13 protein-coding genes and 1 pseudogene are annotated in these 13,821 nt (G+C 62.7%); 6 read left to right on the forward strand and 8 right to left on the reverse strand.

Going from position 1 to position 13,821, the window contains the following annotated elements:
- The first annotated feature begins 16 nt into the window (after window positions 1-16).
- Window positions 17-1,387, forward strand: coding sequence for a sulfatase (locus tag ACFT1A_RS00945; protein WP_378445443.1), 1,371 nt, complete (start codon window positions 17-19; stop codon window positions 1,385-1,387).
- Here the strand turns inward: ACFT1A_RS00945 and cysC are convergent.
- The 8 genes from cysC to ACFT1A_RS00985 all read right to left on the reverse strand — a co-directional run bounded on the left by cysC (window position 1,384) and on the right by ACFT1A_RS00985 (window position 8,475).
- Window positions 1,384-3,264 carry an adenylyl-sulfate kinase gene (gene cysC, locus ACFT1A_RS00950; protein WP_378445445.1) on the reverse strand — a complete coding sequence of 627 codons (1,881 nt, stop codon included), beginning with the start codon at window positions 3,262-3,264 and terminating at the stop codon, window positions 1,384-1,386. The genes ACFT1A_RS00945 and cysC overlap by 4 nt on opposite strands.
- Window positions 3,264-4,178 carry a sulfate adenylyltransferase subunit CysD gene (cysD, locus tag ACFT1A_RS00955; RefSeq protein ID WP_378445447.1) on the reverse strand — a complete coding sequence of 305 codons (915 nt, stop codon included), beginning with the start codon at window positions 4,176-4,178 and terminating at the stop codon, window positions 3,264-3,266. Before cysD ends, cysC begins: the two co-directional genes overlap by 1 nt.
- Entirely contained in the window at window positions 4,175-4,984 is an 810-nt protein-coding gene (locus ACFT1A_RS00960; protein WP_378445449.1) for a Stf0 family sulfotransferase, read from the reverse strand. The genes cysD and ACFT1A_RS00960 overlap by 4 nt, the downstream gene beginning before the upstream one ends.
- 122 nt (window positions 4,985-5,106) lie before the next feature.
- Window positions 5,107-6,048, reverse strand: a complete 942-nt coding sequence (locus tag ACFT1A_RS00965; protein WP_378445451.1) for a copper resistance D family protein — start codon at window positions 6,046-6,048, stop codon at window positions 5,107-5,109.
- A 4-nt stretch (window positions 6,049-6,052) separates the two neighbouring features.
- Window positions 6,053-6,571, reverse strand: coding sequence for a copper resistance CopC family protein (locus ACFT1A_RS00970; protein ID WP_283305760.1), 519 nt, complete (start codon window positions 6,569-6,571; stop codon window positions 6,053-6,055).
- Entirely contained in the window at window positions 6,571-7,239 is a 669-nt protein-coding gene (locus ACFT1A_RS00975) for a YcnI family protein (protein ID WP_378445453.1), read from the reverse strand. The genes ACFT1A_RS00970 and ACFT1A_RS00975 overlap by 1 nt, the downstream gene beginning before the upstream one ends.
- Window positions 7,240-7,291: 52 nt before the next feature.
- On the reverse strand, window positions 7,292-7,807 hold the full coding sequence (locus tag ACFT1A_RS00980) for a hypothetical protein (RefSeq protein WP_378445455.1): 516 nt from the start codon (window positions 7,805-7,807) through the stop codon (window positions 7,292-7,294).
- 14 nt (window positions 7,808-7,821) lie between these two features.
- Window positions 7,822-8,475: a DUF6474 family protein gene (locus tag ACFT1A_RS00985; protein WP_378445457.1), complete on the reverse strand. Its 654-nt coding sequence runs from the start codon at window positions 8,473-8,475 to the stop codon at window positions 7,822-7,824.
- 124 nt (window positions 8,476-8,599) lie between these two features.
- On the opposite strand from ACFT1A_RS00985, the gene ACFT1A_RS00990 reads away from it, so the two are divergent.
- The 5 genes and pseudogenes from ACFT1A_RS00990 to ACFT1A_RS01010 all read left to right on the forward strand — a co-directional run bounded on the left by ACFT1A_RS00990 (window position 8,600) and on the right by ACFT1A_RS01010 (window position 13,806).
- Complete coding sequence (locus tag ACFT1A_RS00990; RefSeq protein WP_378445765.1) at window positions 8,600-10,156, forward strand: TM0106 family RecB-like putative nuclease; 1,557 nt, start codon at window positions 8,600-8,602, stop codon at window positions 10,154-10,156.
- A 346-nt stretch (window positions 10,157-10,502) separates the two neighbouring features.
- Window positions 10,503-10,835 (forward strand): hypothetical protein, encoded by a 333-nt coding sequence (locus tag ACFT1A_RS00995; RefSeq protein WP_378445459.1) that lies wholly within the window; start codon window positions 10,503-10,505, stop codon window positions 10,833-10,835.
- Window positions 10,836-11,052: 217 nt separating this feature from the next.
- Window positions 11,053-11,640 (forward strand): hypothetical protein, encoded by a 588-nt coding sequence (locus ACFT1A_RS01000; RefSeq protein WP_378445461.1) that lies wholly within the window; start codon window positions 11,053-11,055, stop codon window positions 11,638-11,640.
- A gap of 52 nt (window positions 11,641-11,692) precedes the next feature.
- Window positions 11,693-11,929: pseudogene (locus ACFT1A_RS01005) on the forward strand (ribonuclease H-like domain-containing protein); the annotation flags it as partial.
- Between the two features lie 227 nt (window positions 11,930-12,156).
- Window positions 12,157-13,806, forward strand: a complete 1,650-nt coding sequence (locus ACFT1A_RS01010) for a hypothetical protein (protein ID WP_378445463.1) — start codon at window positions 12,157-12,159, stop codon at window positions 13,804-13,806.
- Window positions 13,807-13,821 lie beyond the last annotated feature (15 nt).

Genomic DNA, 13,821 nt, shown 5'->3' on the forward strand with positions numbered 1-13,821 from the left:
AACTAGCCTTGCCCACGTGTCGGCTGCGCGAGATAACGTCCTGATCATTCATTGGCACGACCTGGGGCGGCACCTCGCGAGTTACGGTGTCGCCGGGGTCAACAGCCCCCATCTCGACCGTCTGGCGGCCGAGGGCATCCGGTTCACCGACGCACACGCGACGGCGCCGCTGTGCTCGCCTTCGCGCGGTTCGCTCTTCTCGGGCAGGTATCCGCACAACAACGGTCTGATCGGGTTGGCGCATCACGGCTGGGAGTACCACGCGGAGGTGCAGACGCTTCCGCAGATCCTCTCCGACAACGGTTGGTACACCTCGCTCTTCGGCATGCAGCACGAGACTGCGTATCCGAAGCGACTGGGCTATCACGAATACGACGTCACGAACTCGTTCTGCGACTACGTGGTTCCGCGTGCCCAGAACTGGCTACGACGCTTCCCGCCCGAGCCGTTCCTGCTCACCACGGGATTCTTCGAAACGCATCGGCCGTACCCGGCGGATCGCTACACCCCGGCGGACACCGCAGCCCTCGAGGTTCCCGGATACCTTCCGGACGTGCCACAGGTGCGCGAGGATCTGGCCGAATTCCACGGCAGCGTAGAGGTGGCCGACGCCGCGGTGGGTGATCTGCTCGCGACCCTCGAGGAAGAGGGGCTCGACGAGAACACATGGGTCTTCTTCCTCACTGATCACGGCGCGGCGTTCCCGCGTGCCAAGTCGACGCTCTACGCACCGGGTACCGGCATTGCCTTGATCGCTCGGCCTCCGGCTCGGTATCGCAGTGGCGGAAAGGAATACGAGACACTGTTCAGCGGTGTGGATCTTGTTCCGACCATTCTCGATTTGCTCGGAATCGACGTCCCCACCGAGGTGGAAGGGCGCTCGCACGCCGATGCCCTCGTCGATCGCGGAACTGAACCCTCCGAACCTGTCCGGACTTCCCTGTTCACGGAGAAGACCTTTCACGACAGCTTCGATCCCATTCGCGCGGTGCGCACCAAGGACTACAGCTACATCGAGAACTACGCCGTCCGTCCGGCTCTGGATCTACCGCTCGACATCGAGGACAGTCTTTCCGGAAAAGCCCTGGGCACTGAGCATCTGGCGGTACGTGCGCCTCGGGAGCTGTACGACCTACGTGCCGATCCGGACGAGAAGATCAATCTGATCGATCGACCGGAAGTCTCGGCTGTACAGGCGGAATTGTCTTCGCAGCTTCACAACTGGCGCGCCGAAACCGATGACCGTCTGCCCGACGAGGCATTGGGTAGCGCGATGGCCGTGCACCGCATGGCGGCGTACCTCGAGAAGATCGGTGTCCGGCCCAACGTGCGGTCTGCCTACAGCGCGGACCGCGGCTATCTCGAGTCGGACACCGAAAACCCCTAGGTTCGAGCGGTCTCTCGCTCCTGCAACAATGCGATGACCCGCTCGACCAGTTCACTGATGTCAGCGCCGGTCGTGTCGAAAGCCAGATCCGGAGCTTCCGGCGTTTCGTACGGTGCGTCGATTCCGGTGAGCCCCTTCAGCTCGCCGGCCCGAGCACGCGCATACAAGCCCTTGGGATCTCGACGTTCGCATTCTTCGACGGGAGTGGTGACGGCAACTTCCAGGAAGGTGAGTCCGGCAGCTTCGTTGAGAGCCCGCGCAATTGCTCGATCCGAACGCAGTGGCGAAACCATCGACGCGATGGCCACCACGCCGGCGTCGGCGAACAGTCGCGTGAGATGCCCGACGCGACGGATGTTCTCAGCCCGGTCTCCCGGCGAGAACCCGAGATCGTCGGAGATGCCGTGACGCACGTTGTCGCCGTCCAGAAGATACGCGGTGCGCCCGGCCTCGACCAGCGCACGTTCGACAGCCACGGCGACGGTGGACTTTCCGGAGGCAGGCAGGCCGGTCAGCCAGATCGTGGCACCCTGCTGGGTAGTCGACGCCCAGCGTCGTTGACGTTCGAGTGAGGACGGGTGCCATTTGATGTCACTGCGGGTCTGCTCGCCGGGAACAACGACGCGGGGTTCGAGAATGGTGCCTGCGCCGACGGTGTCGTTGCTCTGCTCGTCGATCAGAATGAACGCACCAGAGTCCCGATTGTGGTCGTAGGTATCGGCGACCACCACCGAACTGGTTCGGAGCGTGACCGTTCCGATGTCGTTGAGCCCCAGCTCCACCGGGCTGTCCTGCTCGTCGAGTGTCTCGGGGTCGAGTCGGGTGTGCAGTTCTTGAACCGTCGCTCGCACGGTCCGGGACGTGTGTTTGAGTGCTATCCGGTCACCGGCGCGCAACGGGGTGTTGGACAACCAGCAGATCGTGGCGTCCAGTTCTCGGGCCAGCACGGGCAAATGAGCCTGCGCGCCGCCACTGACGAGTACATCGCCGCGTCCGACGTCGATGTCGTCGGCCAGTTCCACCGAAACCGACAGTGGTGCAACGGCAGTGATGCGGCCTTCGTCGAGAGTGTCCAATCCGATCACGGTGCTCTTCGATCCGGACGGCAGAACCACCACTTCGTCTCCGACGCTCAGCGTGCCTGCCGAAATTCTGCCGGTGTATCGGCGACGGTTCTGCGGATCGGGACGCGAAACCCACTGCACGGGAAGCCGAAGCTCCTCGGTGCGAGTCGCAGGCGCATGGAGTTCGACGCCTTCGAGGTACTCGAGGAGCGTCGGCCCGTCGTACCACGCGGTGTTCTCCGAACGGGTCACGACATTGTCGCCGGCTTTCGCGGAGACCGGGATGGCAAGTACGTCCTCACGTCCGACTTGCCGTGCCAAGGCCCGCAATTCTTCCTGCACCTGAGCAAATCTCGCTTCGTCGAAGTCCACCAGATCGATCTTGTTCACCACTGCCACGAGATTCGGAACACCGAGCAGCGCAGCGATTCTGGCATGCCGACGCGTCTGACGCAGCACTCCGGTTCTCGCGTCGACCAACAGGACGGCAACGTGCGCGTTGGATGCGCCGGTGAACATGTTGCGCGTGTAGCGCTCGTGCCCCGGAGTATCGGCGAGGACGTAACTTCTTGTGGGAGTGGAGAAGAATCGGTAGGCAACGTCGATCGTGATTCCCTGTTCACGCTCGGCGCGCAGTCCGTCGGAGAGTGCGGCCAGATCAGCGACACCATCCTCGTCGGTCACGGAATCGAGGTGATCGGTGGGCAGGCTACCGGTGTCGTGCAACAGTCGGCCGATCAGCGTGCTCTTGCCGTCGTCGACGCTACCCGCCGTTGCCAGTCGCAGGAGTTGGCGAGTGATGGTGGTGGTCATCAGAAATAGCCCTCACGCTTTCGGTCTTCCATCGCGGCGACCGACGTTCGGTCGTCTGCGCGAGTCTCGCCTCGTTCGGATACCGTCGCGGCCGAGATCTCGGTGACGACGTCGTCGATAGTGGTGGCATGAGATCGAACGGCGCCGGTGATGGTCAGATCGCCGACGGTTCGATACCGCACCCATTCTTTTGTAGCCGAGGAGTTCTCGGCATCGATGCTGAATTCGGAAGCGGCGAGGAGCATTCCGTCGCGTTCGAATACCCGCCGCTCGTGCGCGAAATAGATGGACGGCAGGTCCAGTTCCTCCTGGGCGATGTAGCGCCAGATGTCGAGTTCGGTCCAGTTGCTCAGCGGGAAAACACGAACGGACTCGCCGCGTCTGATCCGTCCGTTGTAGAGCGACCACGGTTCGGCACGCTGCGCCCGTGGATCCCACTGGCCGAACTCGTCACGGAAGCTGAGGACTCTTTCCTTTGCGCGCGCACGTTCTTCGTCCCGACGGGCGCCGCCGAATGCGGCGTCGAATCGCCCGCCTTCGAGAGCGTCGAGCAGGGTTCTGGTCTGCAGTCGGTTTCGCGATCCGCTGGTCTCGGTCGACTCCTGCACTCTGCCTTGGTCGATCGAATCCTGAACGGAGGCAACCAGAAGTGTGTGCCCGCCCTCCTTGATCCGACGGTCGCGAAATTCGATGACCTCGTCGAAATTGTGACCGGTATCGACGTGCAGCACGGGGAAGGGAAGCGGCGACGGTCGAAACGCCTTCTCGGCGAGCCGAAGCAGGACTATCGAGTCCTTACCCGCCGAGAAGAGCAGTACCGGTCTTTCGAGTTCTGCCACCACCTCTCGAATGATGTGAACCGCTTCGGATTCGAGAACTCGGAGTTCGTCGACCACATCGGTATCGGTGCTCATGTGACGGGGTATCCGTTCTGTTCGGCGTCGATGCGGTAGCGCTGCACCCATTCGCGGGATCGTCCGTCGCTCTGACGACGCAGCGGCGGTGGTGGGGCCAGTTGTCCGTCGAGACCGAGGGAGATGAGGGTTTTCGCGACCACGGACTGCGGGTCTTCGGTGAGATCGCGGAACCCGATCTCGATGGGAGAGATGTCCTCTTCCGCGAACCAGCGCTTCCATTGGCGTTCCTGCTCACCGAGAATCGTCACCAGGTGCGCGATTCCGAGTGCGTTGTACTGCGCACCGTCCGAGAGATTCGGTGGAGTCGCGTCGTCGCGCCAGACTTGCGTCTGCACGGCGCGCCACATCGACACAGCCTGAGCGACAACATCTTCTCGATAGACGTGTATGAACTGCAGGTCGTGATCGAGGGTGTCGTGGAGCGCGGAACGTAGGTCCGTCCCACTGCGCCACGGCAATCCGGCCGCGCGATCGAGCAGGAGCGGCGTCTGATTCCACATCAGCTTGCCACCCCAGACTCCGTTGGGTGTCCGGCCGAGTTCGAGAAGTTGTGTGCGCCACTGTTCGGAGGTGCGTGTGTCCGGCGTGCCCGGGTGGAACGGGGCGAGTAGACCCAGGACGGACTCGTCCGTCACGTCCTCGAACCACTGCCTCGGTTGCGGCGATCGCGAGGTGTCGGGGAGGTACTGGAAGAACTCTTCCGGCTCACCCGCGACCCCGGTCGCTCGCAGGGATTCGACCAGCAAAGTACTGCCGCTGCGCTGCGAAGCGCAGACGAGAAACGAGCGTTGGGCCTCCGTCATGCGAGCAACGCTAAGGGTGGCCGGAAACCGCCGCAAGCTGGGAAAATAAACTCACGCAGAGGTTAAATCTCGACGTGAAACGTTAAATGTGCGGGTCACGAAATGTCGCGCTGAGGCACGTCTTACGCAGTTGTCGCAAGGGCCGCGGCGAGCCCGAAAGCGATGGCCATGAAGACAACTTCACCGACGGCGCGGCGCAGGGATCCGTCCGCACTGATGCGGTGTGCGGCACTTGCGACCACCCACGTCCGGCGCCACCACCAACCCAGCGCGACGAGCAGTGCGACCGCCACGATCTTGGCGAGGATCACCCGGCCGTATGCGGTGTCGTAGAAGGCGGAGAGCGAGTCGAGTCGCACGACGGCGTTGACGATACCGGTGACGACCAACGCGAGGACGCATCGCCAGGCGAGGGCGGAGTACTTGGGCAACCAGATCGCCCACGCACCGCGCGACGGTACGGCAAGCGCGAGTGCGGCGAGCACGCCGAACCACAAGGCCGCAGCGAGGACGTGAACGGCGTCGAGGATCGATCCGAAGCTCTGCTGCGCCATGTGCCCGGTGATCGGGCGGGCAGCGAGGGCCAACGCGGAGACGACCAATGCCGGTGCGACGGGAACGGTCTCGGGATTGGTGAATCCGTAGACGCCGTAGCAGACGACGGCAAACGCGCACGCGATGATCGCGACGCCGACGCGGCCGACATTGACCTCCGAGACGAATGCGCCGAAGTGCCCGATGGTCAGCGAGGTGACCGGGGCGCCGTCGGCCGCCGCGGCATTGAGTACGAGGAGCGTGATCTCGGCAACGAGCCAGACCGCCGCCGCGGCGGTGAGCTGGGTCCACATGACAGCGGGCTTCGTTGCCGGGCGGCGTTCACCGCGACCCATCCAGGCGAGAGTCGCGATACCGAGCGTCAACGAGCCGCATCCGATTGCGAGGACGCGGACAGTGCTCGACGATTCGGGTCCCGACGGGCTGGCGAGACCCCAGGCGATCAGGACTCCCAGCAGAGCTGTGGGTACGGCAAACAGCAACCACCACCTGTTTGCCGTACCCGTCACGCGATCAGCTCGACTTCGGCTTACGGAGCACGAAGAACAGCGCACCGCCGAATACGACGACGCCGGCGACGATGAAGATCCACACCGGCATGCTGCCGGACTCCGACTCACCCGTGCTCGACGCGGCTGCCGCGCCGGGAGTTCCCGACCCTGCCTCGGTGAGGGTGAAGGTCAGGGTTCCGTTGACGGGGTGACCGTCAGCGGAGGTGACGCGGTACGCGATGGTGTAGACGCCGGTCGGTCCGAGATCGCCGAGGTCTGCACTGACAGTGGGACCTTCGACGGACGGATCGCTCTTGGTCCAGAGGTTGCCGTCCGGGCCGGTGACGGTCAGTGCCGCGAACTGCGCCTGCAGGGCCTCGTTGAACGTGACCGAAACCTTGTCAGGCGCAACTTGAACGGACGCGCCGTTTTCCGGGTTGGAGCCGACCACCGCGGAGTGTGCACTGGCAGTGCCCATTCCGAGCATCGTGGCCAGCATCGCGAGCATGCCGACGGCGATGACCTTGATCCGGGTACTCATCAGCGCTTGCTCCTGACCAGTGCGCCGAGGCCGAGTGCAGCGCCCAACGCGCCGAGCACCAGGCCGACGCCGCCGAGCCAGCGGGCGGTGTTGTCCGAGGAAGAAGATTCGGATGCGGCGGAAGTCTCGGCAGCGTTATCGGCAGAGGGGGCTCCGTGGGCATCGCCGGTGGATGCGGCGAGAGTCAGCGTCGGCGCGGGCTTGTCCGGCTCACTGCCGTCGGCAAGCTCTTCCTGATCCCAGTTGACGACGTTCCCGTCGCTGTACGTCTGGACGGCCTTGAACTCGACCTCTTCCTGCTCCGGCAGCGGGCCTGCCGAAAGAACGAACTGCTGGAACTGGCCGGGTGCGATTCCGACGCCGGGGTCGGCGGTCCAGGTCACGGACTTGGCGACCAACGTGGTGGGGTCCTTCTCCACGACGGCGGTCCAGCCGGGCAACGGTTCGGTACGTGCCGACTTGAGGTCGGGGAGCGCCACCGTCAGCTTGGTGGTCGAAGCGGTGTCGGATTCGGTGGGCACGCGGAACGTGAGAACGGAGTATCCGCCCTGCGTAGCTCCTGGTGCGACGACGCTGACGTGTGCTGAAGCAATTCCGGCGGCCAGCAGCACGGCGCTGCCGGTAGCAACGGTCGTGACAACCGCACGCGAAATCAGGGTGTTCTTCATGTCGGGAAGTGTCCTCTTGGTCTGGTGAAGGGGTGGGGAGTTCTACGAATCTTCAGACCAGGGCAGGAGGACCGCGCCGCGAGATGCTGGCGCGCAGTAGAGCGTCGACGGGTCCGTGATGGATTCCGGTCGAGACGGTGTGACCGCGGGAAGTGACGGCGGCGGGCGCCAGGGGCGCCAGGACGACGTGAAGAGCGTGGGTGACAACCCGGTAGAGGCGCTCGGCGGCCAGGACCGCCACCGCACAGGCGACGGTGGCACCGGCGTGAGCACCGAGCATCACCAATCCCGGAGCGGGCGAATGAGCGTGCTCGGAGAGCGTCATGGTGGTGTGTGCGGCAAGCTGACCCAGGCCGAGAGCCACGATCAGTGCAGCGGGCCCCCGAGAGAGGGCTGGAAGGGTGGCCGTCACAGCGCCGACGGTTGCGCAGACCGCGAGCAGCAGGGTCAGCGACGACGACTGTGGCAGCTCGCCTCCACCGATTCCGTGCGCAGCGACAGCGAGAGCAGCCGAAGCGGAACCGACAGCTGTCCCCCGGAGGGTCGCGGTCTGCTCGGCTGCTCTCACTGGCTTACTCAGGTCTAGCGCACGCCGAGACGTGCGAGCAGATCTGCTTCGACGCCGTCGAGTTCGGAAGAAATTGCCTGATGAGCTGCCTTACGGCGAGCCTGCGGCATCTGCTCCGCAGCGCGAACTGCCGTGCTGAGGTCGCCGAGGCGCTCACGGATGGCGGCGGCAAAACGCTGCGTCTCCGCGTCGTCGGGCTTGCGGCTGAGGATCTCGGTGACCGAGCTCTCGGCACCGGCGATACGAGCGCTCAACTTCGCGCCGTGACCGGTGTAGTCACCGAGCTGGTCGACGGCGATGCCCATCTTCTGTGCACGCGTGGTGTCGAGCTGGGCGCGCACTGCCGTGGCCGCACGGTAGGCGATCGGCAGGAGAACGGGGGCAAGCAGACGTGCCACACCCAGGTACTTACGCACCTTGGCGACGGTCAGGCCCTGATTCGCAGCGGCCTTCTCCTGCGCCTTCAGGGTCGCGATCTGCGCCTTCTCGATCTTGTGCGCTGACTCGATCTCGGCTTTCTCCAGCTTCTTGAGCGACTTGGTCTCGACCTTGTCGCGCTTACGCTGGCTCTTGGCGTTGAGCTTCGCCTCGACCTCAGCCTTGTGCTTGAGAGCCTTTGCCTCCGCCTTGCGGGTGGCACGAGACTTTCGCTTCTTGAACAACCCCATCGAAAAGGACCCCGTTTCCAGGTGTTTGTGTGTTGCCAGGTACCTGCGCTTCGGCTTCAGCCTAGGGGAGCACATAATCTTCGTCATCGTGTGTTCCGTTAACAACCCCGCGCCCCAGCTCCCGATCATCGATTCGGGGGCGTTGACCCGATGCCGTCATCGGGTGCGTCTGGACGGGTTGTTTCCCGGGAAATCGGCTTCGGAACCCGTCGACACCGGCGTGAAGCAGCGCCAGGATGCCGCGATCGCGAAGCGCGCGGAGATCGCCGACCTGGTGATCGGCGCTGCTCCCGAGCGTTGGGTGAAGATCAACCCCGATCAATCGGCGTCGGCGCAGGCTCGCGACACTCTGGCTGCCTGTGAGGCCGGCGCGGACCGGATCTGGGGCGCGGTCCTGCCGGTCGAGCGCGATACCGGCCGCAAGGGCCGCTGCGAAATGCTCATCCGTGACGACGAGGGCGGCGGGTACATCCCCGTGATCGTCGTCAATCACAAGGTGACCGATCCGGGTCAGGGCGCGATCACCTCGGGGCTCTTCGAGTGGGAGCCGGCGGTCGATCCCAAACGCAAGGTCCGCAGTCAGGTCCGCGATCAGATGCGCGTCGCGCAGGTCTATCGGATGCTCGAGCGTCGTGGGCTGGCGAGCCCGTCGCTGACGGCAGGCGCGATCGGATACAACGGAGACTGCATCCTCGTCCACGACCTCAGCGCGATTCTCGACGATTACGACGAGCGTTTCGCCGACCGTATCGCTGTTGCCCGCGGTGAGGTGCTGACGTCTCCGTCACAGGTGAGCGAGTGCAAGTCGTGCCCGTGGTGGACGGAATGCAAGCAGGAGTTGGTCCGCAACCGCGACGTCAGCCTCGTCGCTGTCGGATCGCGGGCCGAGCTTCTGCGCGACGTCGGCTGCAACACGATCGATCAGCTGGCCGCCTGGGACGGTGAGCCGCTAGAGGATTGGCCGCACGGAAATTTCGACGACGCAGTGGTGATCGCCAAGGCGTGGTTGGTGGATGCTCCGTTGGTGCGGCGGTTCGAGAAGATCTCGGTGACTCGGGCGGACATCGAGATCGACGTCGACATGGAGAGCTATCAGGAGCACGGCGCCTACCTGTGGGGGACGTTGCTCAATGTCGGCGGCTTCTCGATGTATCGAGGATTTGCGACGTGGGATCCGCTGCCGACGCGTGACGAGGCGCGGTCGTTCGCAGAGTTCTGGGGCTGGCTGATGGCGGAGCGTGCCGCGGCCGCTGCTTCGGGTAAAACCTTTGCTGCGTACTGCTATTCGCGTTCAGCCGAAGACAAGTGGCTGTTGGACTCGGCGCGCAGGTTTGCCGGTGAACCCGGGATTCCGAGCAAGGACGAGATCCGTGAGTTCATCGACAGTCCACAGTGGGTCGACATCTATCAAGCGGTGAGTGATCAGTTCATCTGCCCGAACGGCAAGGGACTCAAGAAGATTGCCCCCGTCGCCGGGTTCAACTGGCGTGACGCCGAAGCCGGTGGTGAAGCGTCGATGGCGTGGTACCGCGAGGCGGTCGGCTACGACGGTGAGCCGGACGAGACGCAACGGACACGGATCCTGCAGTACAACGAGGACGACGTCATTGCCACCAAGGTTCTACGTGAGTGGATGACGGACCGTGCGGAGAAGGAAATTCCGCTCGCCTCGGACCTGTAAGTCGTCGGCCTCGACGTATACTTGGCCGACGTTGCACGAGTCAGGGGGGCTGACTCGTGCGTCCGAGGGGGGATCGTGGGTACGTTTGCGGCAGATATCGCTGAATTGAAAAGCTTGGGCGGGGTGCTGCACGGGCTCGCGGATGAAGCTGGTCGGCTGAGCGTGGGACCGTCGGCCGGTGCTCCTCCGGCCACTGGTGGCACCTTTGTCCCCATGGCGACTGGGCCCTTGCTCGGGAATTCTTCATTTGCGCCTGCGAATACGGTGCTGACCTCTTTTCTCGAAGCATCAGCGATCTCGCACGAGCTTGTCGAGGGTTTGCTGGTTCCCTCATTGCGGGAACTTGATGATCGATAGTTCGGGGAATTCCTTGCAGAGTGCGATGATCGGGAAGCCTCCGGGTGGGGCAGATCAGGCGGCCCTCAACCCTCCTGATTTTCAGCGTGACACCTACAACATTCTGAGGGGCAGTGCCCGAGATGCCCATGAGATCCGGGATCAGTACGGGAAGTACTTCGACGAATCGGGGCAACTGATGAGCTGGAATCAGATGGTGAAGACTGAGCCCGACGATATCAAGCTTGGTGCGGACTGCGCGGAAATGTTCGAAGTCTTGGGTGGTACCGATGCGGATGGCATTTTGCATGCATATCAAATCGTCGTGCTGACCGATGGATAAGCGCGTTCGGAGCGTAGCGGTTTTGTCTCTATGTGTCGCTCTGGGTGTATCTGCCTGCGGTACATCGGATCCCGAGGGTCGTGGCGAGACCGCCGAAGTGGTCCCGGCCTTCGACAACTTTGTGCCGAACGTGTGGTCAGCAGATGCCGGCGTCGATTTGTTCTCGCGTGGATCGGAACTGCTGCGAGCAGCGTTCGAGCCGAGACGCTACTGGCCTGTGATCAGTGAGGTCGACGACTTCTTTCCAGGCTATACCTCGGCTCTTGTGGAACAACCGCGCCCGGGGCAGAGCACACGGTTCGCTGAGCGGGCAGAGTATCTGGCTCCTTTGGGGGAGACCGTATTTGCTCACATCACCGACTACTCTGCAACGGATACCGAGGTGTCGGGCACGGTGTGCAGCTACATGATCAATACGACGGAGGGGCGAAACTGGTCGGTAGAGTTTCCGGACCACGCGTATCGAATTGTGTTGAAGAATCGGGGCGAGAGTCCGGGTTTGCCGGGCGTTGTCGATTCCGATCCCGAGCGAGGGGAGCCTGGGGACCGTACGCCGTCCTGGGATGTGTTCGGGTCGTGGAAGATTCAGCCTTACGTCTATCTCTCGGGGTCGTCGAATCCCCCTGCGAATGGCGGCAACGGTATTCCGCCAGGGTGCCAGGATTGGTGGTTGCAGCAGTTTCCGGAGCTGATCTATGAAACTCCGACTGCGCAGTTGCGGCGCCAGCCAAAAGGCTTTGTGGCTCCGGTAATGCCCTTGGGTGTGCAGTATCCGGGGTGGATCGGTCCGGCTGATGTGTCATAAGTTTCAGCCCGTTCGTGTTCTGTCAACATTGTCGATGGATATGCAATTTCCGGAGGGACTCAAGAAGATTGCCCCCGTCGCCGGGTTCAAATGGCGTGACGCCGAAGCCGGTGGTGAAGCGTCGATGGCGTGGTACCGCGAGGCGGTCGGCTACGACGGTGAGTCGGACGAGACGCAGCGGACACGGATCCTGCAGTACAACGAGGACGACGTCATTGCCACCAAGGTTCTACGTGAGTGGATGACGGACCGTGCGGAGAAGGAAATTCCACTCGCCTCGGACCTGTAAGCCGGCGGTCTCGACGTATACTTGGCCGACGTTGCACGAGTCAGGGGGGCTGACTCGTACGTCCGAGGGGGGATCGTGGGTACGTTTGCGGCAGATATCGCTGAATTGAAAAGCTTGGGCGGGGTGCTGCACGGGCTCGCGGATGAAGCTGGTCGGCTGAGCGTGGGACCGTCGGCCGGTGCTCCTCCGGCCACTGGGGCACGTTTGTCCCCATGGCGCCTGGGCCCTTGCTCGGGAATCCCCCTTTTGCGCCTGCGAATACGGTGCTGACCTCTTTTCGCGAAGCATCAGCGATCTCGCACGAGCTTGTCGAGGGGGTGCTGGTTCCCTCATTGCGGGAACGGTTGGGCGAGACCGGCGACATCATGATCAACGTCGCCGAACAGTTCCGCAGTCGTGACGAGCAGTCTGCGGCCGAACTTGCCACCACGGACGTGCCGAACAAGGGCGGTCTGAACCTTCTACCCGACAAGATGCGAGAGTCTCTGACTCGGGATGACCTGGTGGTAAACAGCTTTGAAGTAGTCGGCGGATCCGGCCTTCCCAGCATTGCACTCAACGGCGTTGCCGACAATCAGGCGATCGCCGACATCGTTTCGATGGGCGAGGATCAGTACAAGAGCGGCAGTGCCCTCGACTGTGCGCTTCTCGATGTGGGGCAGAAATACCTGGATGCGCAGGTAGCTCATGAACAGAACCCGGAACATAAATTCGAGTACTTCATGGTCGATGGGCGTGGTACCCAGGATATGGCGATCACCGAGCAGATCTTCGCCGCTGTAGGAGATGACAAAATTGCCGTCGATGCCGCCGTGAACAATCCGGAATCCGGCGGCGGATTTGTGAAGGATGTACTGTCGCACAACTGGACTGACGGCGGTAAAGCTGCGTCGACGCTCTTCGATTTCCCGACCGGCGATGCCACAGTCGAAAACCCGAATGATCCCACCGACGCGGCTACGGCAACTCGTACCGGCAGCATCATGTCGGCTGTCGGTGCGGCGGTCAGTACCGACGAAGCGTGGAAACTGCTCTCCAACATTCCCGAAGCCGACGGCCAATCGACCGGTCAGCTCAATCCAGATCTGTTGCAAACAGTTTCACGCAGCATGAGCCCATACATCTTGGATCTTGCTGGGGCCAATCCGGAATATCTCCCTGGCTTCGACACTGCTGGATGGATTGATCCAGATGGAATGCGCCACTTCCAGGGTTCGACAAACGTGTTCGCGCTGATGAATACCGACGAAACGGCTGGTACGGACTTTACGCAAGCGGCGTATCAAGAGATGCTTGCGAAGCAAGGTGCGTACGCACTCGACCCGATGCATCCGAGCTCGACCAATAACCTGGATACGGCAGGAAGGGTTGCAGCGCTGACCGACCGAGGATTGCAGCTCGGCATCCAGGACGGCTACGACGATCAGGCCAGACAGGCTGCCGAAATATATGCGCGCAAGAACAATGCGTACGGAGCCATGATGAGTCTTGGAACCCTCGGTATTGGAATCCTACCTGGCGGGGATCTCATGAACGCCATGATCGGAGCCGGTGGAGATCCGTTTAAGGAGTCGATTATTGGTGCACAACCTTCAGGGGCAGAGGTGGCGACGATCGGTGGGTTTGATTCGGTGAGACAGTCTTACAACATCCTGAATGCTGCAGATTTACCAGCTGATTTCGTGGATACGTACAGATGGGCCTTCGATGAGGATAGAAATCTGCGCCCCTGGTACGAAGTGCAGTCCGGGGCGCTGGGAATGAACGAAATATCCGGTGATTTCCTGACGATGTTTTCCATGTTCGGTAACCCTCGCGATGGGCATGACGACAGAATGCAAGATGCGTATGACGCGGTGGTGTGGAATGCGCACTAGTCGGATTGTGTCTGC

This window comes from Rhodococcus sp. NPDC057135, from assembly GCF_042670865.1.
In the GTDB taxonomy this organism is placed as follows: domain Bacteria; phylum Actinomycetota; class Actinomycetes; order Mycobacteriales; family Mycobacteriaceae; genus Rhodococcus_F.